The sequence below is a fragment of the Cellvibrio zantedeschiae genome (genome assembly GCF_014652535.1).
Lineage (GTDB): Bacteria > Pseudomonadota > Gammaproteobacteria > Pseudomonadales > Cellvibrionaceae > Cellvibrio > Cellvibrio zantedeschiae.
The window spans coordinates 1,846,909-1,871,943 of record NZ_BMYZ01000001.1 but is presented as its reverse complement, the minus strand read 5'-3'; the positions used below and the strand labels follow the sequence as shown (position 1 = coordinate 1,871,943).

Annotated in this window: 28 protein-coding genes; 5 read left to right on the top strand and 23 right to left on the bottom strand. The window is 42.6% G+C overall.

The genetic code is table 11. The annotated features are described in order from the left end of the window. Nucleotides 1–6: 6 nt before the first annotated feature. Nucleotides 7–1,107, top strand: coding sequence for a zinc-binding metallopeptidase family protein (locus IE104_RS08315; protein ID WP_189417433.1), 1,101 nt, complete (start codon nucleotides 7–9; stop codon nucleotides 1,105–1,107). On the opposite strand, the gene IE104_RS08310 is transcribed toward IE104_RS08315, so the two are convergent. The 6 genes from IE104_RS08310 to IE104_RS08285 all read right to left on the bottom strand — a co-directional run bounded on the left by IE104_RS08310 (nucleotide 1,108) and on the right by IE104_RS08285 (nucleotide 5,747). Continuing rightward, entirely contained in the window at nucleotides 1,108–2,010 is a 903-nt protein-coding gene (locus tag IE104_RS08310; RefSeq protein WP_189417432.1) for a sensor domain-containing diguanylate cyclase, read from the bottom strand. Nucleotides 2,011–2,069: 59 nt separating this feature from the next. Beyond that, nucleotides 2,070–2,777 carry a glutathione binding-like protein gene (locus tag IE104_RS08305; RefSeq protein WP_189417425.1) on the bottom strand — a complete coding sequence of 236 codons (708 nt, stop codon included), beginning with the start codon at nucleotides 2,775–2,777 and terminating at the stop codon, nucleotides 2,070–2,072. A 43-nt stretch (nucleotides 2,778–2,820) separates the two neighbouring features. Continuing rightward, nucleotides 2,821–3,474 (bottom strand): sulfotransferase, encoded by a 654-nt coding sequence (locus IE104_RS08300; RefSeq protein WP_189417423.1) that lies wholly within the window; start codon nucleotides 3,472–3,474, stop codon nucleotides 2,821–2,823. 78 nt (nucleotides 3,475–3,552) lie between these two features. Then, complete coding sequence (locus tag IE104_RS08295; RefSeq protein ID WP_189417422.1) at nucleotides 3,553–4,641, bottom strand: GDSL-type esterase/lipase family protein; 1,089 nt, start codon at nucleotides 4,639–4,641, stop codon at nucleotides 3,553–3,555. Between the two features lie 163 nt (nucleotides 4,642–4,804). Then, nucleotides 4,805–5,422 (bottom strand): glutathione S-transferase, encoded by a 618-nt coding sequence (locus IE104_RS08290; protein WP_189417420.1) that lies wholly within the window; start codon nucleotides 5,420–5,422, stop codon nucleotides 4,805–4,807. A gap of 4 nt (nucleotides 5,423–5,426) precedes the next feature. Continuing rightward, nucleotides 5,427–5,747, bottom strand: coding sequence for a winged helix-turn-helix transcriptional regulator (locus tag IE104_RS08285; protein ID WP_189417418.1), 321 nt, complete (start codon nucleotides 5,745–5,747; stop codon nucleotides 5,427–5,429). A 130-nt stretch (nucleotides 5,748–5,877) separates the two neighbouring features. Here IE104_RS08285 and IE104_RS08280 point away from each other — a divergent pair, with 130 nt between their 5' ends. After that, complete coding sequence (locus IE104_RS08280) at nucleotides 5,878–6,111, top strand: thioredoxin family protein (protein ID WP_189417416.1); 234 nt, start codon at nucleotides 5,878–5,880, stop codon at nucleotides 6,109–6,111. A 150-nt stretch (nucleotides 6,112–6,261) separates the two neighbouring features. On the opposite strand, the gene fusA is transcribed toward IE104_RS08280, so the two are convergent. The 17 genes from fusA to IE104_RS08195 all read right to left on the bottom strand — a co-directional run bounded on the left by fusA (nucleotide 6,262) and on the right by IE104_RS08195 (nucleotide 22,410). After that, the gene (gene fusA / locus IE104_RS08275; RefSeq protein WP_189417415.1) at nucleotides 6,262–8,358 is read right to left on the bottom strand and encodes an elongation factor G; all 2,097 of its coding nucleotides are present in this window, start codon (nucleotides 8,356–8,358) and stop codon (nucleotides 6,262–6,264) included. A gap of 282 nt (nucleotides 8,359–8,640) precedes the next feature. Further along, nucleotides 8,641–9,141 (bottom strand): GlcG/HbpS family heme-binding protein, encoded by a 501-nt coding sequence (locus tag IE104_RS08270; RefSeq protein ID WP_189417413.1) that lies wholly within the window; start codon nucleotides 9,139–9,141, stop codon nucleotides 8,641–8,643. Between the two features lie 185 nt (nucleotides 9,142–9,326). Then, nucleotides 9,327–9,860, bottom strand: a complete 534-nt coding sequence (locus tag IE104_RS08265; RefSeq protein WP_189417411.1) for a transporter substrate-binding domain-containing protein — start codon at nucleotides 9,858–9,860, stop codon at nucleotides 9,327–9,329. Nucleotides 9,861–10,400: 540 nt separating this feature from the next. Further along, nucleotides 10,401–10,772 carry a carboxymuconolactone decarboxylase family protein gene (locus IE104_RS08260; protein WP_189417410.1) on the bottom strand — a complete coding sequence of 124 codons (372 nt, stop codon included), beginning with the start codon at nucleotides 10,770–10,772 and terminating at the stop codon, nucleotides 10,401–10,403. Between the two features lie 58 nt (nucleotides 10,773–10,830). Next, nucleotides 10,831–11,187, bottom strand: a complete 357-nt coding sequence (locus IE104_RS08255; RefSeq protein WP_189417408.1) for a MerR family transcriptional regulator — start codon at nucleotides 11,185–11,187, stop codon at nucleotides 10,831–10,833. A gap of 18 nt (nucleotides 11,188–11,205) precedes the next feature. Continuing rightward, nucleotides 11,206–11,427, bottom strand: a complete 222-nt coding sequence (locus IE104_RS08250; RefSeq protein WP_189417407.1) for a penicillin-binding protein — start codon at nucleotides 11,425–11,427, stop codon at nucleotides 11,206–11,208. Nucleotides 11,428–11,437: 10 nt separating this feature from the next. Continuing rightward, the gene (locus IE104_RS08245; protein ID WP_189417405.1) at nucleotides 11,438–11,893 is read right to left on the bottom strand and encodes a hypothetical protein; all 456 of its coding nucleotides are present in this window, start codon (nucleotides 11,891–11,893) and stop codon (nucleotides 11,438–11,440) included. A gap of 21 nt (nucleotides 11,894–11,914) precedes the next feature. Next, nucleotides 11,915–12,823 (bottom strand): DUF6929 family protein, encoded by a 909-nt coding sequence (locus tag IE104_RS08240; protein ID WP_189417404.1) that lies wholly within the window; start codon nucleotides 12,821–12,823, stop codon nucleotides 11,915–11,917. A 173-nt stretch (nucleotides 12,824–12,996) separates the two neighbouring features. Beyond that, a complete protein-coding gene (locus tag IE104_RS08235) occupies nucleotides 12,997–13,320 on the bottom strand; it encodes a hypothetical protein (protein ID WP_189417403.1) in 324 nt (107 codons plus the stop codon). A gap of 436 nt (nucleotides 13,321–13,756) precedes the next feature. Beyond that, nucleotides 13,757–14,641 (bottom strand): KPN_02809 family neutral zinc metallopeptidase, encoded by an 885-nt coding sequence (gene ypfJ / locus IE104_RS08230; protein WP_189417402.1) that lies wholly within the window; start codon nucleotides 14,639–14,641, stop codon nucleotides 13,757–13,759. Between the two features lie 135 nt (nucleotides 14,642–14,776). Beyond that, nucleotides 14,777–15,403, bottom strand: a complete 627-nt coding sequence (locus IE104_RS08225) for an HAD hydrolase-like protein (protein ID WP_189417401.1) — start codon at nucleotides 15,401–15,403, stop codon at nucleotides 14,777–14,779. A 488-nt stretch (nucleotides 15,404–15,891) separates the two neighbouring features. Continuing rightward, nucleotides 15,892–16,707: a tetratricopeptide repeat protein gene (locus tag IE104_RS08220; RefSeq protein WP_189417400.1), complete on the bottom strand. Its 816-nt coding sequence runs from the start codon at nucleotides 16,705–16,707 to the stop codon at nucleotides 15,892–15,894. 282 nt (nucleotides 16,708–16,989) lie between these two features. Then, nucleotides 16,990–17,697 carry a hypothetical protein gene (locus IE104_RS08215; RefSeq protein WP_189417399.1) on the bottom strand — a complete coding sequence of 236 codons (708 nt, stop codon included), beginning with the start codon at nucleotides 17,695–17,697 and terminating at the stop codon, nucleotides 16,990–16,992. A 380-nt stretch (nucleotides 17,698–18,077) separates the two neighbouring features. Beyond that, nucleotides 18,078–18,575: an RDD family protein gene (locus IE104_RS08210; RefSeq protein WP_189417398.1), complete on the bottom strand. Its 498-nt coding sequence runs from the start codon at nucleotides 18,573–18,575 to the stop codon at nucleotides 18,078–18,080. A 157-nt stretch (nucleotides 18,576–18,732) separates the two neighbouring features. Further along, the gene (locus IE104_RS08205; RefSeq protein ID WP_189417397.1) at nucleotides 18,733–19,335 is read right to left on the bottom strand and encodes a hypothetical protein; all 603 of its coding nucleotides are present in this window, start codon (nucleotides 19,333–19,335) and stop codon (nucleotides 18,733–18,735) included. 322 nt (nucleotides 19,336–19,657) lie between these two features. Continuing rightward, a complete protein-coding gene (locus IE104_RS08200) occupies nucleotides 19,658–20,926 on the bottom strand; it encodes an ATP-binding protein (protein ID WP_189417396.1) in 1,269 nt (422 codons plus the stop codon). A 212-nt stretch (nucleotides 20,927–21,138) separates the two neighbouring features. Then, a complete protein-coding gene (locus IE104_RS08195; RefSeq protein WP_189417395.1) occupies nucleotides 21,139–22,410 on the bottom strand; it encodes a ribonucleotide-diphosphate reductase subunit beta in 1,272 nt (423 codons plus the stop codon). A 595-nt stretch (nucleotides 22,411–23,005) separates the two neighbouring features. Between IE104_RS08195 and IE104_RS18990 the strand changes: the two genes are divergently transcribed. The 3 genes from IE104_RS18990 (at nucleotide 23,006) to IE104_RS19180 (ending at nucleotide 24,695) form a co-directional block, all read left to right on the top strand. Beyond that, entirely contained in the window at nucleotides 23,006–23,416 is a 411-nt protein-coding gene (locus IE104_RS18990; protein ID WP_229837726.1) for a CsbD family protein, read from the top strand. Between the two features lie 117 nt (nucleotides 23,417–23,533). Next, nucleotides 23,534–24,352 (top strand): BON domain-containing protein, encoded by an 819-nt coding sequence (locus IE104_RS08185; protein ID WP_189417394.1) that lies wholly within the window; start codon nucleotides 23,534–23,536, stop codon nucleotides 24,350–24,352. A 196-nt stretch (nucleotides 24,353–24,548) separates the two neighbouring features. Then, nucleotides 24,549–24,695, top strand: coding sequence for a lmo0937 family membrane protein (locus IE104_RS19180; protein ID WP_189417393.1), 147 nt, complete (start codon nucleotides 24,549–24,551; stop codon nucleotides 24,693–24,695). Nucleotides 24,696–25,035: the final 340 nt, after the last annotated feature.

Sequence of the window (25,035 nt, the reverse complement as noted above, 5' to 3'; positions counted from 1 at the left end):
ACAAAAATGCGGTTATCCACGTGTGGCAGCTGCGGACAACTTGTTTATTTTGAAAATACCTCTTGTACGGCATGTGGAGCCTTACTGGGTTTTAGCGTAGAAACATTAAAAGTTGAAGCATTTAAGCAACATAAAAACGGAGGCTTAAAACTGCTAAATGGCAACAAATCCAAAACCTATCGTTATTGTGCAAACGGTTTAATTTATAACGCCTGCAATTGGGTCGTCGAGTTAGCTGATGATCACGAGCTGTGTGTGGCTTGTCGATTAAACCGAACTATTCCAGATCTTGCTGTTGCCAATAACCTCTTTTTGTGGTCTAAAATTGAAACTGAAAAACGTCGATTGATTTATAGTTTGTTAGCTTTATCACTTCCACTCGCGCCTTCCGCTGATAATAGTCCGCAATTAGCATTTGATTTCTTAATGGATTCGCCATGTGTTTCTGGCGAATCTGGCCCTGTTCTTACGGGGCACGCGAATGGCTTAATCACGCTAAATGTTAAGGAGGCGGATGCTTCTTACCGTGAAAAAATGCGCGAGCAAATGGCGGAGCCGTATCGAACATTACTCGGACATTTTCGCCACGAATCGGGGCATTATTATTGGGATATATTAGTGCGCAATAGCAAATGGCTTGAGCCTGTAAGGGAGCTGTTTGGTGATGACAGTCTTGATTACGGTTCAGCACTAAAAGCTTATTATGAAAATGGCCCAACAAACGATTGGCAGCTTAATTATGTAAGCGCTTACGCAAGTTCGCACCCGTGGGAGGATTGGGCAGAAACCTGGGCGCATTATTTACATATTATTGATACGCTTGAAACAGCGCGAGAGTTTGGCTTGCAAGTGCACCCGCAACCGACGGCTAACCAACAGCTGCAAGTTGATGTGGAAATTAATCCTTATCGCACCAAAAGTTTTCGCAGCATTATTGAACATTGGTTCCCGCTAACTTATGCCCTAAATAGTTTGAATCGTAGCATGGGCCATGAGCATGCGTATCCATTTGTATTGGGCGAGCCGGTAATAAAAAAATTGGATTTGATTCACCAAATTCTGCAGGAAAATATTCAGCTGACTAATAAAGTCGCGCTGCAAAAATGATCAATCGCTTGCACCGCTAACCACTTTGGCTCCCCCGCCAGATTTTGCAATATGTAAGGCTTTGTCTGCCTGCGTCAGTAACCAATTACTATCAATGGTTAACTCACCGGGGAAACTGGCAATTCCAGCTGAGAAGCTATATTGAATATCGCTCAGCTCTTCATTAGTAAGCGAATTAATGGCTCTCTCGACAACTTGCAATGCATCATCGATTTTGGTTTCGGGCAGAATAATAGCAAACTCCGCATCACCCAATCGTCCAACAAAATCACTGGCGCGAAAATGTGTCTGCAAAAACTGTGAAAAATGCATCAGCATTTTATCGCCAACAGCATGGCCAAAAGTGTCATTGATATTTTTAAAAAAATCTATATCTAAAATCGCCAAACAAAGTGGATGATGGTTGCGACGAGAACGATTAATTTCACGCTCTAAATGTCGGATAAAATAACGGCGGTTGGCCAAGCCTGTTAATTCATCGGTCAGAGCCAACACTTCTATTTCGGCTTTTGTGTCGCGTAAGCTTAACTCTGCATTCTTTTGCTGCGTGATGTCAGAACACAGAAGGGTGATCAAACCATTCGCATGGGTTTGTTTAGCTATTGATAGCCAGCGCCCATCCAGTTCAGTGTCAAATTGTAGGTTTTCATTTGCGTGTGATAGCCATTTTTGTAGCGAATTAGATTCGGTATTAGAATTTTTGCGATGGTTGTAAACCCAGGTGATGGCTTCATCAAAATTCTGGCCAACTAAAGATATTTCCTCAAACTGGAGCAGTTCCGCAAAAATACCGTTGTGAAATAGAATTTTATTGTCGCTGTTCAGCACCACCAAGCCAATAGCGTTTGCGGTAATGCTATCCAAAAGCAATTGACTACTAACTTCAGGGGGGATTTGGGTCATAAAGCCTCCGTGATTTGCGGTTGAAAATCTATTTTACCGAATTCATTTAATGTACGCATTTATTCATTTTTCGGGATTGTAAGTCCTTTAATAACTGCTGGTCGATTCAAGAATGCATTGAAGGAACGCGTAACATTTGGAAAATCCTTAATGCCCACTAAATCTCCGGCCTCATAAAATCCTATTAGATTTCTAACCCAGGGAAAAGTAGCAATATCGGCTATGGTGTATGTATCTCCCATTATCCACAAACTATTTTCCAATTGCTTGTTTAATACATTCAGCAAGCGCTTTGCTTCATCGACATAGCGGTCGCGAGGACGTTTGTCTTCATACTCTTTACCCGCGAATTTATTGAAAAATCCAACTTGGCCAAACATAGGGCCAATTCCGCCCATTTGAAACATTAACCATTGAATGGTGTGGTAACGCGCCGTGGCGTCTTGGGGTAAAAGCTGGCCGGATTTTTCTGCAAGATAAATTAAAATAGCACCCGATTCGAATAATGCTATTGGCCTATTATCCGGCCCATTAGGATCAATAATCGCAGGTATTTTGTTGTTAGGATTTAAGGATAAAAATTCTGGGGACAGTTGGTCGTTGCTGGAGAAATTAACTAAATGCGGTTCGTACGCCATGCCAATTTCTTCAAGCATGATTGAAACCTTAACGCCGTTGGGTGTAGGCAGGGAGTAGAGTTGTAGTCTGTCTGGATATTTGGCGGGCCATTTTTTTGTGACGAGAAAGTCCGATAAATTGCTTGTCATAGTGTCGCCTTAATGAGTATGTGGGGAATCCTTGCAGATGAGTTTATCGAATTTTTTGTTTGGTTTCCCCTGTTTCGTAATCAAAAAATTTTCGATGTTCTGCGCCTGCGCTTAAAGAGTTTACTTTGTTAGGGTGTTTGAATTCTTTCCAGTTGTCCACCAGCTTTCCAACATTTAATTTGGGGAAGCAGGTTGCGCCTTTTGGGGCAATATTCAAAAATTCCAGAAGCGTGATCAGGCTCGTGTCCTTGCTGACATCGATTTTTAAAAAATTATCTTTATCTGCAAAATAATCTAAAACGGCTTTTTGATGCTTAGCATAACAATCGCTTAAGTGTTTATTACTTAATGGGTCCGAAATTAATGATAGGGAAAACGTTTGCTGCATGCTGCGTTTAAGAACAGGGTGAAGATAACCTTTGGGTGTGAGTTCGGGGAGCATTTTATTTAATAACATTTGTATGGAGGGAATCCATACTTCCAACGCACGGTCCAGGTAGACAAATTTGGAATCGGGGAAAATTTTATCCAGTTGGGGATAATCGCAAAAGCAGGGCGCGTCAGAAATAACATCGGCTAATTCAAATGCACGTTTGGTGTAAGCGGTATGGGCAACTTTAAATCCGTAATCCAGAAGTGCAACACTGACGCTGGTGGTGCCTGTTCTAGGCAAGCCAATGATAAAAAGTTTATTCATGGTGAAAGTATTGCATTTCGTGTTGAAGCATCATCATTGCCCAGGTTGTTGCACTGGGCAATGATGCATTTAGTTAGATTACCACTTCAAATCTGCTTTAAGATTTTTTTCCAATACCTTGCCCAAGCGTGCATGGGTTTTGCTGTTGGGGTGATAATCACAGCCGAGACCGTCTGAACCGGGGCCCTCACCTAAATCGAGCACTTTTACATTTCCAACTGCAAGCCCATCCAAAACTTGTTTTTGTGCGGCGTGAACCTTATTGGTAAGCATAGGGCTTACGATTAAATAAATAGGTTTGCTTTTATAGTCAGTTTGTATTTGTGCAATTAATTTTGCCATGTTAAGACGGTAATCGTCGCTGGTAGAGCCTTCCCAATAATCATTGGTGCCTATATTAATAAGTATTGCATCGGGTTGATATTGCGATGGATTCCAAACGCTAGTTGTATCATCAGCAAGCGTACGTGTATGCCGTGTGAGAATGGTCGGATTTGTTGGAGTCTTTTCACCGTAGGAACGCCAGGCGCCAATGCCAGACCATGCTATCGCATGTAAGTCTGCGCCCAGCGCGCTTGCCGCGAGAGCTGCATAAGTAAGTTGTTGATTGCTCGTATCAAGTGTGTAATGGCAGGCTTCGCTCGCACCTTCAACGCCGTAGCCTGCAGTTATTGAATCACCAATTACCAACAACTGCTTTTCCGGTGTTTGCGGTGGACTTAATAATTTTCCATCGACTTGTGGATCGCTAATAAAGCTGGTGACACCTGCAGTGGATTCATTGAGGCGCGTTAGTCTGAGAGTGTGAGTGCCACTGCCCAGATTGGATGCCAAAACATATGTGTGATTTCCGGCTTCAGTCCAAAGATCTGTAGTCTTTCCATCAATCGTTACTGCGAAACGTGTTTTTGCCTGGCTCGCGATATTAATACTGGCTTTGGAGCCTTCGAAGCGAAATTCAATCGCTGAACCTGGCCAGGTAAACTTTGCTTGCCCATTAGTGTTACGATCGAAACGGCCAATTAAGCGAGAGTTCGCTCCGGTAAAAGCTTCGGAGCTAGCAGTTTTTGCTGCTGCAGCATTTGCTTTATCAGATTTGGTGCCTGCATCAGCGCACCCCAACAAAGCGATGGAGAATAGTGAAATAAGAAGCATATTATTTTTCATTTTGAGCCGACCTTTTCATTTTGAGCCAACACTTTTCAAGCGTGTCAGGAGAATTTTACAGTTTAGCGTGCAGAAAACTTATCTAGTACAACACAGGATTACGATAAATCCTATTAATTTACAGAAATATACACTAGGTTAAATGCGTGCTGCGATTACATAGTTAACTCTTTTCCATAATGCTTTTGAACATAGTTGTGTTTACGCAAACATCAATCCAGCGCTGTAAGTTTGTATAATCACTTTGCATAAACCAATCATGATCCACCGCAGCAAATTGTCGAGTGAAGGGAAAAATTGCGGCGTCAGCGAGGCGCATTTGTGAGTCTACGAGAAACGCTTGCTGTTTTAATCTGGTTTCCAATACCTGAATAAAATTCTCTGCTTGCTGGCGATACTCCAGCTGCGAATATTCCGGATAACGGTCAAAATATTTGTAGCGATCCAGCAAGGGTTTAAATTCATTATCACAGCTATCAATTAATTGCTTCATTTGTTGCTGCATCAAAATATCATTTTGCAATAACCAATTATCCGGGTCTGCTTGCAGTAGTGCCCAATTCATAATGTCACGGCTTTGTTCGATAACTTCACCGGTGGGTGTAACAACTACAGGCACCGTAGCTTTGGGTGAGTAATCTAATAGACTTTGCGGTTTATTTTTTAATGAAACTTCGATTTTTTCGACGTCAATGCCGGCGATATAAATAGCCATGCGTGCGCGCATGGCATAGGGGCAGCGCCTAAATGTATATAAAATTGGGCGAGAGTTTTTTTTCATTAAGTTATTCTGTTGCGTCCAATTCGTGGATCTGCTCAATAATATTGATCAAGCTTTTGCCTTTATTTGTTAATTCATATTCGGTGCGTGGTGGTAATTCGGCGTAAGCATGTTTCAACAAAAGCCCGTATGCCGTTAATTTGCGAAAGCGCTCCGAAAGCACTTTAGTGGATATGCCTTCAATGTGACGTTCAATTTCGCCGGGGCGATTAATCCCTTTGGCGATGCTCGTTAAAACTGCAACTGACCATTTGCAGCCGATAACATCTTCCAGTTTTTGATAATCGGACAATGTTGGTGAAGAAATTTTTTTCTCGTTTTTCATCAAGGTTTTACCCCAAAAAGTTACCCGGGCACCAAAAAGTGCCCGCTATTTTCCAGTGTCGCTTTCACCTAATGTGGATCGGGTCAGGACGAGTTCCTGCGTACTACTATCATCCTTTGGAGGAAACATTATGAACACTAAAGCCGTTTTTTACCATGCAGGTTGTCCCGTTTGCGTAACTGCAGAACAGCAGTTCGTAGACAATTTGAAAAGCCCTGTTGAATCTGTGCACCTTGGTTTGCAAAAGAACCGTTTGGATGAAGCTTTAAAGGCCGGGGTTAAATCTGTGCCTGCACTGGTGGTTGATGGAAATGTATTTCATATCAATTACGGCGCGGGAATTGAAGCGCTAATAAACAGCTAGGCTTGTCGTTATTTTTTTACCATTTTTAAAACTAACGCTTTAACCCAATAAAAAAGCCCCGCCAATTTTCACTGGCGGGGCTTTTATGTTCAGGATGAACGGTATGCCTCGAGCGCATGGATGCGCAGGAGAGGCGCTGATAAAAAAGAATTATTTATTCTTTTCAGCAGCAGCTTTCTTTTCTTTCTCTTTTGCAATTACAGCTTCAGCTACGTTACTTGGGCAAGGAGCGTAGTGAGAGAATTCCATAGAGAACTGGCCGCGACCAGAAGTCATGGTACGCAAAGTAGAGATGTAACCAAACATTTCTGACAGTGGAACCTGTGCCTTGATACGAACACCAGTTACGCCAGCGTCTTGGCCGTTGATCATGCCGCGACGACGGTTCAGGTCACCGATAACATCACCTACGTGATCTTCTGGAGTGAACACGTCAACTTTCATGATTGGTTCAAGCAATTGTGGACCGGCTTTTGGCATAGATTGACGGAAAGCGCCTTTCGCTGCGATTTCGAACGCGATTGCTGACGAGTCCACGGCGTGGAATGCACCGTCAAACAGGTCAATTTCCACGTCCAACACAGGGAAGCCAGCCAATGGACCAGTGTCCATCATTGACTTAAAGCCTTTTTCAATGGCTGGGTAGAATTCTTTCGGAACGCTACCACCAACAACAGAAGTCTTGAACACGAAACCAGTGTTTGGCTCGCCTGGGTTAATACGGTAGTCGATCTTACCGTATTGACCAGAACCACCAGATTGCTTCTTGTGGGTGTAGCTGTCTTCGATACCGCGAGTAATGGTTTCGCGGTAGGCCACTTGTGGTTGACCAACGTTCAACTCAACACCATAAGTACGCTTCATGATGTCTACTTTAATATCCAGGTGAAGTTCACCCATACCGCGCAGGATAGTTTCGCCTGAATCCTGGTCAGTCTCAACGCGGAAAGTTGGATCTTCTGACACCAGCTTACCGATAGCAGTCGCCATCTTCTCGATCATGCTCTTGTCTTTCGGAGTTACAGCAATAGAAATTACTGGCTCTGGGAACACCATTGGTTCAAGAGTACATGGGTGCTTTGGATCACACAGGGTGTGACCGGTTTGAACGTTCTTCAGGCCTACCAACGCGATGATGTCACCAGCTTGTGCGGTGGTCAGGTCGGTACGGTCGTTAGCGTTCATTTCCACCATACGACCGATACGCTCGGTTTTGCCGGTGAACGAGTTCAGCAGAGTGTCACCTTTGTTCAGCACGCCTGAGTAGATACGTACGAAGGTCAGGGCGCCGAAACGGTCATCCATAATCTTGAACGCCAGTGCGCGGAATGGCTCGTCGGCAGAAACTGTTGCGAACTCGCCAGTTTCGTTACCTTCTTCGTCAGTCAAAGGTTGGGGGTTAACTTCGGTTGGGTTAGGCAGATAGTCAACTACCGCGTCCAACAGGAGTTGCATACCTTTGTTTTTGAAGGCAGAACCACAGAAGGTTGGGAAGAACACGAGGTCACGAGTACCCTTACGAATACAACGCTTGAGGTCTTCAATTGAAGGCTCTTCGCCATCCATATAAGCCATCATCAAGTCGTCGTCTTGCTCTACAGCAGTTTCAACCAATTGGCTGCGGTAGAGTTCAACGTCGTCCTTCATATCGGCAGGAATTTCTACAACGTTGTAGTTTTCTGGTTTGCCAGAATCGTCCCACACGTAGGCTTGACGGTTCAGAACGTCTACCACGCCCACGAAAGTGTCTTCGCGGCCGATTGGCAGGGTCATGATCAGTGGCTTGGCGCCAAGTACGTTTTGTACCTGGTCGGTAACGCGCAGGAAGTCAGCACCGATACGGTCAAGTTTGTTTACGAAAATCAAACGCGATACTTTAGAGTCGTTCGCATAGCGCCAGTTAGTTTCTGACTGAGGCTCTACACCGCCAGAACCACAGAATACGCCGATACCGCCGTCCAATACTTTCAATGAACGATATACTTCTACGGTGAAGTCAACGTGTCCGGGGGTATCAATTACGTTGAAGCGAGTACCTTTCCAGAAGCAGGTTACAGCTGCCGACTGAATGGTAATACCACGTTCAGCTTCCTGTACCATGAAGTCGGTAGTTGATTCACCTTCGTGAACCTCACCGATCTTATGGATTTTACCAGTCAGCTTCAGAATACGCTCGGTAGTGGTGGTTTTGCCGGCATCAACGTGGGCGAAGATACCAATGTTTCTGTAAAGTGATAAATCAGTCATAGGACTCTCTATAAGCTGGGTTGGAAAATAGGCGCGTAATATACAGGATTTTATTGAGATGTGCCCTAGGAAAAAGCGACGAAATTTCCATGAATGGCATTCTTTTCGTCAAATTTCGTCTGCGATCTGTGTTTTCTGGAAAATTCTGTTCGGAGTTATGTCTTTCAGTGACATTCCGAAACCGGCAGATTGATGTTTGAGAGGGGATTTTGTCGAGAGAAGTTGCCCTGATTCACTTTTATGGTCAAAAACGCGAATCAGAGCAGAATGCCGGGTTGAATTTTACAGATCACCCAATTTACTTAAACCAATTTTAGCGCAGGCTTCATCATCGTCTGAAATGGCACCGCTAACACCTATGCCACCCAAAATTTCACCTGACTGGGTTTTAACGGGTATACCGCCTGTAACGCCAAATATATCTTTCGCTTGACCAACGGCGATATTGCCGGTGACCCATCTATTTGTTTCACGAGTAGCGTAACCGTAACGGGCGGCGCTGATGCTTTTTTGCAGCGCAATATCACCACTCGCTACACTCGTGCCATCCATACGTTTATAAACCAATAAATTTCCGCTTGCATCCACGACTGCAATTGCAATCGTACTGCCTCTATTACTTACCTGATTCTCAATGCACGCATTTGCAATAGTTTCTGCTGCTTTCAAGGTAAGGCTTGGTTTGCTCACTACAAAGCCCTTGTTATCCTTGCTGTCGGCAAACCCTTGTGTACATACAGCTGCGCAAACACATCCTAATAATAATTTTTTGAAACCTTGCATGTACCGTCTCCTGGTAGGTTAAAAATAATGATGGTCGTACATCATTATTAGTCTGCCTACTAACGCGATTTTGTTGCAAGATTAGCTTTATTCAGTTTTGTTTAGAATTGTATTTGAATGTTTTCCATTATTAATGATGGAAATTTTTTTTGGGTAAAAGGAATGAAATATTTTTTGGGTCGCGATTAATGTGCTTTGTACCAGTAAGAAGGATTTGCTTTTCGATCAGCAATCAGGCTTGCATCGGCTTCGGTTGGCATTTCAATAATACGGCGTTTTTCAATATGTAAACGGCTAATTTTTTCACTGAAATAACGGTTGAATATTTTGTCAAATGAACCATCGGCGATAGCGCGTTCCAAACCAATTTTTATATCGGCAGCAAGTGATTGGTTGTTTTTGTTAACATAAAAATAATAGGTGGCAGGATAGTGAAATACCAATTGCGATTCGATCTTCAACCCTAACTCTGGAAAAGCATCTTCCTCATCGTAAATTTCAAGCGCAGAGCGCGACAAATAATCTATTCGGCTCTGGTTCAGCATATAAAAAAGTCCTTTCCAGCTTCCTGATAATTTTTGCGGTAATTCTAAGCTGTTATAGCGAGCAGTTTCTGGCCAATCATTACCGTGCCCCGCTGTGTAATGGCGTAAATCCTTTAGCGTTTTGATAGAAGAGAGTTGCTTTGGCTTTCTGGGCGTATAAATAATATTCGCCATCCGCTCAAGCCTTTGCATAGTGGGATTCGGATCGGGTGTATATCTGTGTCTAATGATTTTTGAACATTCAGCCAATGAACCTCATAAACATTAGTCATAAGGTTGGTCTTGGAACGGCTTTCGTTCATAAACGGCAACGAAACTTTTTCTAACTGATATTTGTGGTTTGATTTGGATAGAGCTAATTCAAGTATTTCTACGAAATATTTTACGCGTTTGTAGTAATAGGGGTTTGAATCAGATGCAGGGTAACGAACAACTATAGGATCCGTTTGCTCGGCGTGCACGCCGGGTGATAAGAGGCAGATGCAAAAGAGTAGGGCACAAAGGGCTACATTGGATGTAAAGAACCCAAAGTAGCCTCTTATGTTTTCTTTCGATAGGGTGCGAATATTCGGATGCTCCAACTGCGCAAACAGAAGCTTAATGCGTAAGTAACGCAATATTTACTATGATGCCATAGCTTCATCCTGTCGTTAAACAAGATATTTAGATTGCTTTTGCGAATGTGGTCTTAGGCGAACACTGAACCTTCGTTTATTAGTTTCTTTTTAATACTTCCTTAAAGGCGAGCATGCCATTCAGGGCGGCGGGAAAACCTGCATAGACAGCCATTTGTAGAATAACCTCTTTAAGTTCATCTTCTGTGCATCCTACGTTTAGCGCTGCCTGAAGGTGGACCTTAAGTTGCGGTGCACAATTGCCTAAGGCTGTGAGAGCGGCCACAGTTGCTATTTCGCGGGATTTAAGATCCAGGCCGGGCCGCGAATAAATATCGCCAAAGGGAAATTCGATGGTGAACTTGGCTAAGTCGGGGCAAATATCTTGCAGGCTTTCAATAACCTTTGTGCCTGCTAAACCGTCAATTTGGTTGAGCTTTTGTAAGCCAGTTTCGTAGCGTGATTGAGTCATGGTCTTCCCTCATTACTGTGAATGTGGGGCGAGCTTAAGTGTTAGAGTTAGGTCTAAGTCAAGCGTTAATTTTGTTGCGATAAAAATTAATTTTTGCGTCTAGCGCCGCTAGATAATTTGTTTGCCGAGCAATGGCTGCCTCCAATACTTCCCTGTGCTTAATTAATAATTGCATACGTTCAGCAGAAGTGGCATCGCCTTGTTCACGAAGGCGGGCATAAGTAATAATTTCCTCCAGCGGCATTCCAGTCTCTTTCAGTTTAATAACAAAACTTATCCATTCCAGATCGCTTGCTGAATAAAATCTATGTCCGCTGCTATTCTTTTGAATATTCGGCAGAATACCAATCTTTTCATAATATCTTAGCGTGTGCGCAGATAGATGCGTTTTTTCTGAAAGCTCTTTGATATTCATCGTTTAATATACTCATCACTAATAAGATGAATTAGGTGTGCTATCAGGATTAATTTCACCATAAACTTCTTCGGGGTCTACGTCATTGAGAAGTAATACTTCTCTTACGGTTTCAATATGCTCAAGTACAGTTTGGTAGCGGTCACCGTACTCATATTTATTTACTTCAATTGCTTTAGGCATATAAGTGAATGCGATTTTTAAGGCTTGTAATGCTTCGTCATTTAACTTTTCGGTCATGATTGTTTTCCTAAATTTGTCTATTTTTTTGCTGCTTGGCAATGAATGCCAACGGAATCCCTACGAGAAAAATATGGGGTATAAGTGCTTTAATAATTTGCATTGGATCTGTTTGTGGAAATGCACTCGGCCAACGCAAGCTTAATACAACCCAATACATAACAAAGTAAAGTAAGCATCCATAAATGGTGCCTAATACAAACGTGTTTATGGATGAAAGGATTCGAACGGATTTAACAATAAATACAAAAGCTGCAACCATTACCAGCATGATTGTAAAGTGCACTCCAAGCCCAACTAATCCGCCCGCCCAGCCCCAGGATTTTATACTTGCACCAAAAGGACCGGACGCAACAGAATGCAAAACCCCCAAGGCTGTGCCGCCGCCCAGAATTGCCATAACTATGGCGTAAAGAATATCCAGGGTTCCACAAATCACCGTTGCTTTAACAATTACAGATTTCATTTTATGTCCTCATAGGTTCCATTAAGAATTAATACGTGCGGAATAAAGCTGTGCCGGGAGTGTCGCGTCATCGGCATCGCTTACGAGCAAGAGTTCTATAGCCGAGCCATTTGTAGTGGCTTCTATACCTTCCAGTTTGACTTTTTTATTTACAGGCTCCAGTAGGCTGAGCTTTCCCTTGGGGTCGATAACTCCGACAGCGGAACCCATGCAGGCACCATCAAGGTATGAGTCGGACGTGTTTTCTGCGCTTGCGGTAAAAATAATGTCGCCGCTGGGTAGTGAAGTAGCATCGGTGAAACACAGTGGCACTTGATCGATCTCACCTAAATCATAAGGAGTTATGCGAATGCATGGTTCGTAGTTAGGTTCCTGAATTGCACGATAAAAATCTTCAAGCTTGAGGCGAATACTGGCGTTGAGTTCATTTTTTTTGTTACCGCGCTGAAAAAGTAAAATGTCGTCCTGAACAATAGCGGCACCTTCAATATTTAGCTTTCCTATTTCTTTTTTAAGAAATTCATAAAAATTGGAAAGCTCAATGATATTCGCTGGGCCTAAAATATTGCCGCTGTGATCAAGCGGAATTATTGCGCCACGGTGGCGATTTTTTTTTGAACCAGACCCCAAGGCTAATAAAGCGTGCGGTGATGTGTTAAAAGCCGGAATTAATGTCAGTACCTCAATATCGGGTTTAGCTGCCTTGCGCTCTTCCTTATCCATCGGTAGTTCGCCATCGAAACAGCGGAATAATTCGCCGACATCATTGTTTGCTAATGAAAACTTACCCAAATGCAATTCGTCATCGGCCACAACATATAACCAGGGCCCAACCTGCACCAAACCACTTGCCGCACTTAAATGTGCATGGCGATTGGGTAAAGAGGAGGGCGCCAATAGCAGGCTTTTTATATGGGTTAGAGAAATCATTGTCAGTTCCGTGAATTGATTTGGTGTGCAAGCTAATTAATTATTGTGGGGCGTGCAACTTACGAGGAGAGCCTATCATAATGCGAGAATATATGTTGTGGTTGTAATAAATTTTCAAAACAACAAGGCCCCAAGAAAGGGCCTTTTATTTTAATTGTAAATGAAAGTTCACATTATCTACCTTGGGTTCCTGTGCCAGTTCCGGTAGTGCCGTTACCACCACTGCCAGAGCCTGAGCCATTAGTGCCAGATCCGGTTCCAGTTCCTGTACCAGTTCCGCTGCCACTTCCTGTGTTACCGCTGCCGTTAGTTCCGTTTCGAGTGCCGTTAGTACCGTCGTTCATGTTGCCGCGCGACGATGAGGATGAAGACCAGCTTTTGTTGGTTCCACTCGCGCCTGTAGTACCTTTGTTGGTGTTGCCACTACCTGTTCCGGTTTGTGCGATAGCCATAGAAGCCGTTAAAACACCTGCAAGAATTAATGATAGCTTTTTCATAAAAATCTCCTGAAAAAAATTAACTTACGAAATGCATTTTTGAAATCACTTGGGATTGCAAAAAAGGCGATTTGATTCTAGGTTGATGAAACAAAAACTATCAATAGTTTTTATTACTTTTTCAGGAAAAATTTCATGTGTTTATGCTGCGCTGACGCTGTATGTAATAAAAAAATGTTAACAAAAAATATAGGTTTACTAATGTTAAGCGTCTAACTGATTTGACGGTGCGTAGCAATATAAAATACTTGAGCCAATTGATGAAAATTTTTAGAAATTATAAATATTTATTTTTCACTTGAACGTTTATCAAGCGAAACTAAATTTTAATCAAATTATTTTGATATTGCTAACTTTTTGAAGTGATCAGCGGAGCAGATTCTTTACCAGCGCATGAATTGCAGTGATTCATGCGCTGGTAAAATATTGAGGTGATTTAGTTAGTAAATGTATTGCAGTTTTCAAATGAACCACTTTGGAATCCGCGATTAAACCACTCAGCTCTTTGCTTGGATGTTCCGTGCGTAAATTTTTCTGGCCTAACCGTACCTGTCGCCTGTTCTTGCAGGCGATCATCGCCAATTGCAGCGGCAGCATTTAAGGCTTCGTCTATATCGCCTGCTTCAATAATGCCTCGCTCGCGGTCCGCATAGTGACCCCATATACCGGCTAAGCAATCAGCTTGTAGTTCCATTTTCACGGATAATGCATTCGCCACATTGGGTGATGATGTGCGTTGCGCGTTACTGACTTTTGCCGCAATCCCTAGTAAATTTTGAACGTGATGACCTACCTCATGCGCAATAACATAGGCTTGTGCAAAATCTCCTGGTGCTCCCAATCTTGTTTTCATGTCTTCATAGAAACTTAAATCGATGTAAAGCTTATTGTCGGCTGGGCAATAAAATGGCCCCGTAGCAGATTGCGCCAAACCGCAAGCGGAATTAACTCTGTGCCTGAAAAGTACCAATACCGGTTCCTGATAAGTTTTTCCGGCTTTCTGGAATTCAGATTTCCAGGCATCTTCGGTGCTTGCCAAAGTAACGGACACAAAATCTGCCAATTCCTGATCTTTAGCGCTTAAGGCTTGCGTGGGGGCAGCAGCAGGTGCTCCGCTCATTATTTGCAGCATATCTATACCAAGCATGCGCGCGCCAAAATAGGTTAAACCGCCAACGACAAGGATAATTCGGCCTACTTTAGTTCCAATCAAATAGGGTAAGAAACGAAGCAAAATACCTATGCCTCCCGCGCCAGCCGCAAGCGGTGAGTTACGTTGGTCGTCAATATTGCTGCTGCGTCTTCCGCCTTTCCAATCCATGATTCTTGCCCCCGCTGTCAGAATGAAAATGTCATCATTATACGTGTGGCGCGTCTATAGGGAGTGCGCTAACACACGCAGGCCTTGATCAACCGTAAATAATTCATGTGGATCACTTTTGTTGAGATGGGCGCGTTAATTTACGATTCGTTTTATGTCGTAGGGTGTTTGAAATATCTCTGCGGGGCTATGGGCCGCTAAACTTTCGATTGACGCATAACCCCATGCCACAGCACCAAAAGCGATTGATTTTTTGTGCGCGGCTTCAAGGTCGGTAACTTGATCGCCAATATAAATAGCATCAGAAGCTGTAAGCTTATTTTGCTTGAGTACTTTTTCCAAGCGCGCGGCTTTGCCGAATATAGACATACCACAATCAAAACTCGTAACGAGCTGTGAAAGCTTATCGCCGAGAATATGGCTAAGGTTTTCATAAGAGTTAGACGAAACAACAGCTACCAGAACATGGTGTTCAACAAGGTATTCCAGGGTTTCACTAATGCCGTCAAATAATTGAATGGAGTTTGCGTTGTCTTTCATCAAGGACATAAAGCGTTTCCCCACCATTGGCAGCTTCCACTTCGGCAAGCCAACAATTTCCATCATTTGTTTGGCGTTGTAATGCCTATATTGATCTACGGAAGCAGCATCAATCTTTTTAAAATCGTATTCATCAGCAAGCTGGTTAAATACGCTTACAAAAAATGGAAAGGAATCTGCAAGAGTTCCATCGAAGTCGAATATGGCGAGTTTGTATTTCATGATATTTAGTTTTGTTTGTTTGTAGGTTTCGCCTGCTGGCGAGTTACTTTTCTTTGCTTCGCCAAAGTAAAGTAACCAAAAGAAAGGCGACCCACTCGTTCGTGTTTCCTCGGCAACTGCTCCTGCGTTGCTCTACCTCCTGCATCCATGCAGTCGTGCGCGCTTCAGAAAATGGCCGTCGTTCCGACGCGGCGTCCTGCCGCGTAGTCACTAAAACGGACGTCGTGTCCGTTTTCCGGCGATTTTCTTCCAGTGCTCGGCGAACTCGTAAGGGATGTTAAAAGCACAAGCACAAATATTTATCGGCTATGAGTACCCGCAGCTCAATCTTCATGCCTTATTAGTTTTGACCCTCACCATGTCAAGGTGGTGCTCACAATGTTGCTATTTCCCATGTGAATTTCCCGAGCATCGCAAGGAAATAGGGTAAAACGGACGGGACGTCCGTTTTAGTCTTGATGAGTCAGTCACAGGCTGATCACATTTATTTATTGTGGCATAAGTTTTTTGGCTATATCTGGGTTTTGATTTAGAAATTCTTTAAATTTTTCAGGATTCCCTTCCATTCCCACTTCGTACGCCTTTTTGTAATCTGCTTGTGCTTCAACTGCTTTGCCAAATTTTTCATAAGCCAAACCTCTGCGCCAGTAAGCGAAGGGGTAGTTGGGTTGTGTTTTTAAACCTTCCGAATAAGCATCAATTGCTTTTATAAATTCGCCCATTTCCGCATAAGTCCATCCAAGGTGATAATAGTAAGACATGCGCTCTTTGGATGTATCGCATTGATTGTGTAATTCAATTTGCTCCAATGCAGCATTGAAATTTTTCTGTTCTCTAAATTCAATTGCTTTTTTTATGGGGATCCAACAGTTGGGTTTCAATGCAATAAAGCCTACTGCTGGTCGCGTTTCGTCGTAATCTCCGTGGTACATATCAAGATAAACGGAATGTTTAACAACCCCCTTATTTGTATCGCAGATAACTTCGTAGATATCCATTATAGATCCAAAGGGGCTCATTCCTGCGCTTCCCATACGTTCAAACGCTGATACGGGCTCGTTGTTGTCGCACACCAAGCGGGAAAGGTAATCGCGTTGTCCTCCGGGGCCAGCCACTCGAACAGGATTTTTCTCGGAACCTAAGGGAAATTTTTCCAGTTTCTTTTCGTCTACTTTTTTCGGTTCGCCAAAAAGGCCGGTAAGTGCGGAGGAGAGATCTTCATCCTTTTCTTTGGTTTTAGTTGTGTTGGTTGCGCATGAGGACAGGGTGATCGCGAATGCCAGGATTGTTATTAGCTTGAACATTTTGACTTCCTTTTTGAGGTTTTTATTTCGTGATTGGTTTCGCCTGTTGGCGAGTTACTTTCCTTTCGGCAATTGCTCCTGCATTGCTCTACCTTCGGGGTGCCGTACCACTTCATCCATGCAGTCGTGCTTCGCCACAAACTGCAGGAGCATTTTTGCACAGCGAAGCTGCTCGAAGAGTAAAGGCCATGGACGGTCTGAATGACTTTTCTTCCAGTGCTCGGCGAACTCATAGGGATTGTTAAAAGCAAAAGCAAAAATATTTTCTTGACGTGATGCGTCCTATTTTTTTAGTGGGCTTAAACTAATGTAGTTAGCGTAACGGCGCTTAATATCGTCGGCGGCGTCTTTCATTCCAATTTTATTTGCCAGCTCAATAAGTTCGCTAACATTTTTTTCGAAGACTACGTCGCTTTGACTATTTGCAAACGCATATTTACTTTTTCTTGAAGAGCTTAATTCTGATTCTCTGAGAAATCTTAAGTTTTCAAATTCATATATAGGATCAATATACTTTTTCGCTAAGTCGTACTGTTTGGCATTGATGATGAGGTCTTTAGCAAAAAAATGGTATGAGGCTGCTTGCTGTGGGAAATCCTTCTCTATGGCGATGAAAGTTGCTAATGTTTCGTTATCCTTTTCTATATAGCGATTGATAGCATTGTATTCCTGAAAGGTCTCGGAATTCCCTTTGCCAGCTAACAAAAGGTTCCTGCGCTCATTTGACATTAAAATGAGTTCGCTCATTGCCGGAGGATAAATCTTTCCCAGTGAAACCCAAGCAGATAAACAAAACGATAATCGAACTGCTCCTAAGCTGCTCTCTTTTCTTGATTCTTTAAAATAGTATCTAAAGGCATCTAAAGCTTTTTCATACTGATTTTCGGCAACCATTTTATCTATTTGAACTAGATAATTCTTATCTAGTTCAGCGACAGCCAGTTGTGAACTAATAAATAGCAAGAATATTGAGGTTAATAGCTTTTTCATTGCATTTTCCTTAAATTGGTTAATCATTTTCTATGTTCAGTTTCGCCTGCTGGCGAGTTACTTTTCTTTGCTTCGCCAAAGTAAAGTAACCAAAAGAAAGGCGACCCACTCGTTCGTGTTTCCTGCGCGCTTCAGAAAATAGCCGTCGTTCCGACGCGGCGTCCTGCCGCGTAGTCACTAAAACGGACGTCGTGTCCGTTTTCCGGCAATTTTCTTCCAGTGCTCGGCGAACTCATAAGGGGTGGTTAAAGGCAAAAGCAAAAAATATTCTTTATTGGCACCCGCTGTTCAATTCCATGTAAATTTTCTAAACATCGCAAGGTGATAGGGTAAAACGGACAGGACGTCCGTTATCACTTCAATGACGTATGATTGACCGATTAGCTATTTACTACTTTTGTTCCAGCAATATAGTCATGAACGCAACGCTTTTCTTTTCCAAAGATAAATAAAATATTTAAAAAAGATAAAAATGCACCGACTGTAGGGATTAAGCCTAGAATAAAGTACACCGCGTATCGCTTTAGCAAATGTGTTTGTATTTTTGGTAGGTCTCCATTTAGATCAACTATTTTGATCCCAATTATTTTTTTGCCAATGGTTTGTCCTTTTGTTGCCAATAACGCTCCATGGAGCATAACGAAAACTATTATCCCGACTATGTTCATAATTAATTTGTATTCTATCGGTTGTTCTATTCCTTTGCTGATACCTTCTAGCCCACCAGAAAAATACATAAGCGGTAACATAACGCACATGCCTATAATTGCATCAATGATTGCTGCTCCCAAACGATCCCAGCGCGAAGCAAGAGCGCCAGATTCTTTTATTTCTTCGTTAGATTCGGAGCTTTGTGGTAATTGATTATTGTCATTCATGTTTAATCCTTTTTTTCCATTGTGATTTCTATGTTGATTTTTTTACCCATGTGAATTCCCTGAGCATCGCAAGGTGGTAAGGTAAAACGGACAGGACGTCCGTTTTAGTCTTGATGGTATAGGGATCTCACATCAAGGCGACTCGTTGGTACTAACTCTAGGTGTCAGCATCTGTAAAGAAAATGCCTAAGATCGCAAGAAGCGTAAAAATCCCCCCTATAACAATCCAAAATATATTGAGTGCAGAAAGCTTGTTATTAGATTCGCCTTCAGAATCGTTGCACGCCAGGTTAGTAGCCATTTGAACTCTAAGCAGCAGTACTCCCATAACGGCTGCAAGCGCGATGGAGCCTATATCGGTGTAAGGTGAGCCCATGTATTTACTTGCCAGCCTGCCCAATAGGTTAGAGGCAAGAGTTAGCATTACTATTTGTGTAGCAATACCGCCGTGGTCCCAGATATATTTTTTATCAGAATTTTTTAGTTTTCTATCTACTTGTCTAAATAGCGAATGCGTAAAAAATATATAAAACAAACCACGCATTGCTGGCCAATAAGTTTCATTATGGAATTTTTTTTGAAGTATCCAGTTTTTGAAAAACCAATATATTGAATAAAATCCAAAAGTGCTGAAGTAAAGCCATATAAACTTCTTTTTGGAGACAATATAAAATTCATTGCTAATCCCTCCTTTTGTAATTTCTATCGGCTCTTCAGCGTGTAGAGTATCGTTTTCAATGTTGGCTACGTTTTCGTTCATCTTTTCACTTCCTTTTCCTGATTATTTATAGGTTATTTTTCCAGACTTCTTGCTCTTGCTCTTTTCCGTTGAATCCCATGTGAATTTTCTGAGCATCGTAAGGTGATAGGGTAAAACGGACAGGACGTCCGTTTTAGTCTTGATGGGACAGGGATGTCACACCAAGACGACCCGTTGGCCCCTGAGAAGCACAGGGTCAGAAATTCGCCGGGTCGCCTTTCTTTTGCTTACTTTTCTGTGGCGAAGCAAAGAAAAGTGAGGCCTGTGGCAGGCATGATTATTTATTCTGATCCTGTTTGTTAACTTTACAGCCTACTGATTTTTAATTTCTGATGAATCCCCTTTTGATTACCTGATTGTCATCAGTCTTTTCGAGAATGAGCCTTAAACACATTATCGTACGAGGGTCTATGACACTGTAGGAACCTGTTGTTGTGTTTTTGGATAGTAAGGGAGAATCTCCTTTTGTTAAACTAGATAATATTGATCCAATTCCTGAGTCTGCACTAATTTCTACAGAGGTAAAATTCTTTCTAATTTGAGCTCCGATTTCAGCCGTATTAAACTGATGCCCTTTCAGCTTTCCTATTGAGTATAAAACCTGTCCGCGCCTTATCTGTCCTCCACTGCCAGAAAAATGCTGTTCAATTGCCGCATATGATTCTCGCAGGCCTTTTTGAAGCCATCCAGCATCAGCATCGGTTAAAGTTTTTGCGTCAATATTTCCATTATTATCTTCTCGGGCGTAATAGAGCGATAAACAATACTCATGTACTCGCTGAGGCACACCTAACGTAATGTCATAAATTTTTCCTGTTATGCCATCAATTAGCGTTTGACTTAAATCACAGTCTAGGTGTTCATTAAATCCTTTATTAACAATTTCCTTGGTCTCTAAGATTGAAAATCCAGTTACCGATGGAAGCTCTGTTATTCTATTTCCAACTGATGATCTATTTTTCGATTTTGAAAAATACTCGATAACTCCGCATGGCACCCCAACAATTAAAAACTTTACTTTGTATTTAGCATATCTAGAGTCATCTAATAAGATAATGATGTCGGCTAGTTCATCCATTAAAGTTGCGTTATTAAATATTGTTTCTACATTATCTAGAACAATAACTGAAAATGTATTTTTATCGGCCTTTTTTGAGAGCTCTTTGAATGAGATTAAAAGCTTGTCTTCTGTAAGAATTTCATAATTCGCTTCGTGATTTATTGTCGCACTTGCAACAACTGCATCTAAGCCGGCTTCTTTGGTTTCACTATAGCCTGTTTTGATTGATGTTGCTGATGGCATGCATGATGAGAAAATTTCATTTCTTAAAGAGCCTTTGCTTGAAGCAAGAGTACAGTTTGCAATTACATAATTGACATTGTTTTCATTGAATACCTTTTTATATAGCCAAGTTTTTCCATTTCCACTTTCGCCGTAAATAAAGCCATGCATATTTTCTTTTAACCAGCGCACTATGCTTTTTTCATTTTTATTTCTATGAATGTACATATTGTCGTTCACCTCTGATTGTCGAGGTGTGAATACGTCAGAAGGATCCTTTTTTTGTTTTAATAAGTTCATAATGTTCATTTTTATCCTTTTTTGATGATAAAAAAACCGCTACCAAGCCCCACCAGAAAATCTCTGATACAACTCAATAACGGTTTTGGTTATTCACTCCGGAACATATTTGTCCATTTGGTTGCCTGCTGTCGCAGGGCTTGTCTATTCGTGGATCTCCGCTGCGCGAAGATGACGACTCCCAAATCAATTAGGTTGTGGCCAATAATTTTTTTAAAAAATTAATCCCAAGAAAGCGCACCACCTGTTTGATACTCAATCACGCGCGTTTCAAAGAAATTCTTCTCTTTACGCAAATCCATAATTTCGCTCATCCATGGGAATGGGTTTTGTGCGCCTGGGTATTGTTCTTTCAAACCAACTTGTGAGCAGCGGCGGTTGGCGATGAAGTGTAAGTACTCTTCCATCATCGCAGCGTTCATGCCGAGTACGCCGCGTGGCATTGAGTCGCGGGCATATTGGATTTCCAATTCGGTGCCTTCCAAAATCATTTGGATAACTTCTTGTTGGAATTCTGCGGTCCACAAGTGTGGGTTTTCTAATTTGATTTGGTTGATTACGTCGATACCGAAATTCAAGTGCATGGACTCGTCACGCAAAATATATTGGAATTGTTCTGCAACGCCGGTCATTTTGTTGCGGCGGCCCATTGAAAGGATTTGGCTGAATCCGCAGTAGAAGAAAATACCTTCGGTCACTACGTAGAATGCTACGAGGTTGCGCAACAATTCTTGATCGGTTTCTGGTGTGCCGGTGGTGAAGGTTGGGTCGCTCAGTGATTGCGTGTGTTTCAAACTCCATGCGGCTTTGTTAGCAACGGATGGCAATTCGCGGTACATGTTGAAGATTTCGCCTTCGTCCATGCCCAAAGATTCAATGCAGTATTGATAGGCGTGGGTGTGAATCGCTTCTTCGAATGATTGACGCAAAATGTATTGGCGACATTCCGGGTTGGTGATTAAGCGGTAAATTGCCAATACCAAGTTGTTGGCTACCAATGAGTCGGCGGTTGAGAAGTAGCCGAGGCTGCGCATAACAACGCGGCGTTCGTCTTCAGTGAGGCCGTCTTTGCTTTTCCACAAAGCGATGTCAGCGGTCATGTTTACTTCTTGTGGCATCCAGTGGTTGGAGCAGCCGTCCAAATATTTTTGCCATGCCCAGTCGTATTTGAAAGGTACGAGTTGGTTAAGGTCAGCGCGGCAGTTGATCATGCGCTTTTCATCAACCTGGATACGGGCTGCGCCCATTTCCAATTCGGCGATACCTGGGGTTGGGTCAAGTTGGGCGAGGGCGGCGCGGGCTTTGGCCAGCTCCGGGCTGATGCCTTCTTCGTTGGCGCTGGCGGTAAAAGTCGCTGCTGGTGCTTCAGTCTGCGCGATTTGTTGCACAGGTGCAGGCGCTACGGGAGCGGCACTGAGTGCTTCCTGGCGTGCTGATTCTTTCGCGGCTTCTTTTACAACTTCTTCTGAGTCGAATTCATCCCAACTTAACATGGCTTTCCTCTCTATATAGCTTATCTGGCTGTTTATATCTGTGATCGAGGCGTTTAAGGCCCCAGCGGCATCGCGGTAGTTTCAATAGCGCTTTAATCTTAGTGATTCGTTGCTAGGGAAAGTTCTACCTATTTTCTATCGCTCGGTTATTGATGTTTTTGTGATAGATCAAAGGTTTGGGTGTCGCCTAAAGATCAAGTGAAATCAATCAGTTAGGCTGGCAACTCATCTCTAGCCTGGTTTTTCGCGCATTATTTTGGCGAAATCCAGAGGTGTCCATACTATAAGGGAGACGCGTTCTCGACACAATATCTAGTGTTTTATATTTTGTGATGCACTAGATATATGCACCAGTATTTCACAGGTTATCCACAGGCGCGCGCATTATTCAGGGGTGGCAAGGCTATTTTTGGCATTTGTAGCTCGTTTGCCGCGGGAAGTGGGCGCTTTGTTCATTGTTGGTCCGCAGCAATCGCGTTCGGCACCGTACAGATTGGGTAGGCGTTCACTATTAGTGTAAGGGTCATCCCTTGTATTACGTCCACCGCATTCCGTTCAGAGTGGTTGAAGGGTCTTTATTAACTCGGAGGTCAATATGAACAGAAGTCATGAGTTTGGTTTAACGAATACCCATCAACCCATGGATCGACATTCCTCGCCTAAAAGAAGCCAGGTGACGCGACGTATGCAAAGTATTTTGCACGATAAGCGTTCAGTTCAGTTGAGCGAACAAACTCCGGAAGAACTTGAACAAGCGCGCCGGGAGGGGGATTTGGATGCACCTTTACGTGAGCATTCCTTACCAAGTGACAGCCAAGTGAAGGCAATTTGGCAGGAGCAAATTGAAAAAGCCAAGATGGTAAGAGGGCGCTTAACTGAAGACGACCTCTTAAAAAGCCAGGGGCAAATTGAGCGCTTGTCAGGCTTGGTTCAAGAACGCTATGCGATTTCGCGCGCGGAGGCTGACAAACAAGTGGCAGCCTTTTTAAGAAAGCGCCATTCCTGAACAGGGCAGATTAGTTTTCACAGGGCTTAAGGATAAAGTTCATGTGTTTTTGTCGCGCAAGATATTTGCGTGATTTGGCATTAAACACGGATGAATATTTTTTAACGGAGAATATTTATGAACAAAGTGTTTTTAAAATCTTTCGCAAAAACTGGCATGGTGTTGGTATTTTCTGTTGCGAGTATGATGGCGAGCGCCGATGCAAAACAAGATATTGTTGACGCTCGCCAGGAAACGCAAATTTGGACAACTTATGCGTTGAGTCCCTATTTGCGAGCCCACGATTTAAAAGTGAAGGTTAACAATGGCAAAGCGGTTTTAACAGGTACGGTTGACGAGGATATCAACAAAGATTTGGCGAAGGAAATTGCCTTGGGTGTTGACGGTATTAAGGATGTAGATAACCAAATTGTTGTTAAATCAGATTACGTTCCTAAAGCTGGTAATCGGGGTTATGGTGAAGTAGTTGATGATGTCACTATTGTTGCTGCGGTTAAATCACGTTTGATCTGGAGTAAATTTTCTTACATTTCCACCAAGGTAGAAAGCAAAGGCGGACGCGTAGTTTTAACAGGTAATGTAGATTCCACCGATGCAAAAACTGCTGCAACTCGTTTGGCTGCCAGCACACGCGGTGTAATTGCGGTGAGCAACCAATTGAATGTTGACTCAAAACCCGGCGCAACCGATAAAGCAAAAGCTGCGGCTAATGACACGAGTAAATCAGTTGCGGATGCCTGGATTTCTACCAAGGTTAAATCAAACTTTTTTTACTCCAGCAACGTTAGCGGTTCTGATATAGATGTTTCCACCAGTGCGGGCATAGTGACTTTAAAAGGTAAGGTTACTAGCGGAGCTGAACGTGCCTTGGCAATTGAACTGGCAGAAAATGTTCGCGGTGTAAAAAGTGTGAACGCAAAAGAGCTGGTATTTTAATACCTGAAATTGCTTTAGAAAAAACCAAGCCCTGCCAATGCGGGGCTTTTTTATTGGGGGTTAAAAAATGAGATGTGATTAGCAAATTTATAAAGTCTTTTAAAATCAAGGTACGTTAGCGCACCGAGTTTAACAGGGTGATTTTTTAATCTATTCATGTGGCTTTATTGCTGGTTAACTTAATAGGAGAATTATCATGTTAGAAACTATTGCAGTCATTCTGCTTATTTTATGGGTATTGGGTCTAGTGTCCTCATACACTATCGGCGGTTTAATCCATGTGTTATTGGTTGCTGCAGTAGTCGTGATTCTGGTGAGAATCATACAGGGGCGAAGACTATAAGCTTGCCAAGGTTTGTTTGCTTTACACTCGTTTTTGAAATGCCTTCCTTTTTCTGGAATGTACTTAGGTCAAATGCTCGCTTGCTTATTTGGCCTAAGTGCATTCCAGTTTTTTATTAGAAGCCTAAATAAGGTTGCGATGGGTAGGTGATTCAAAACGAATTTGGTAGGAGTAAAACGGTAGTCTGAATTTTCCCTTCTGTGATTTCTATTCCTTAATATCCCTTTAAGCCTATTTCCCTTATTTCTAACTGGCTTTCCAGTATCTAGCTTTGATTTTTATTGGTGTCAGGATTAGGCTCGGTTGCGAAGATCCCTTAAAATCCAACTTTAAAAAACAC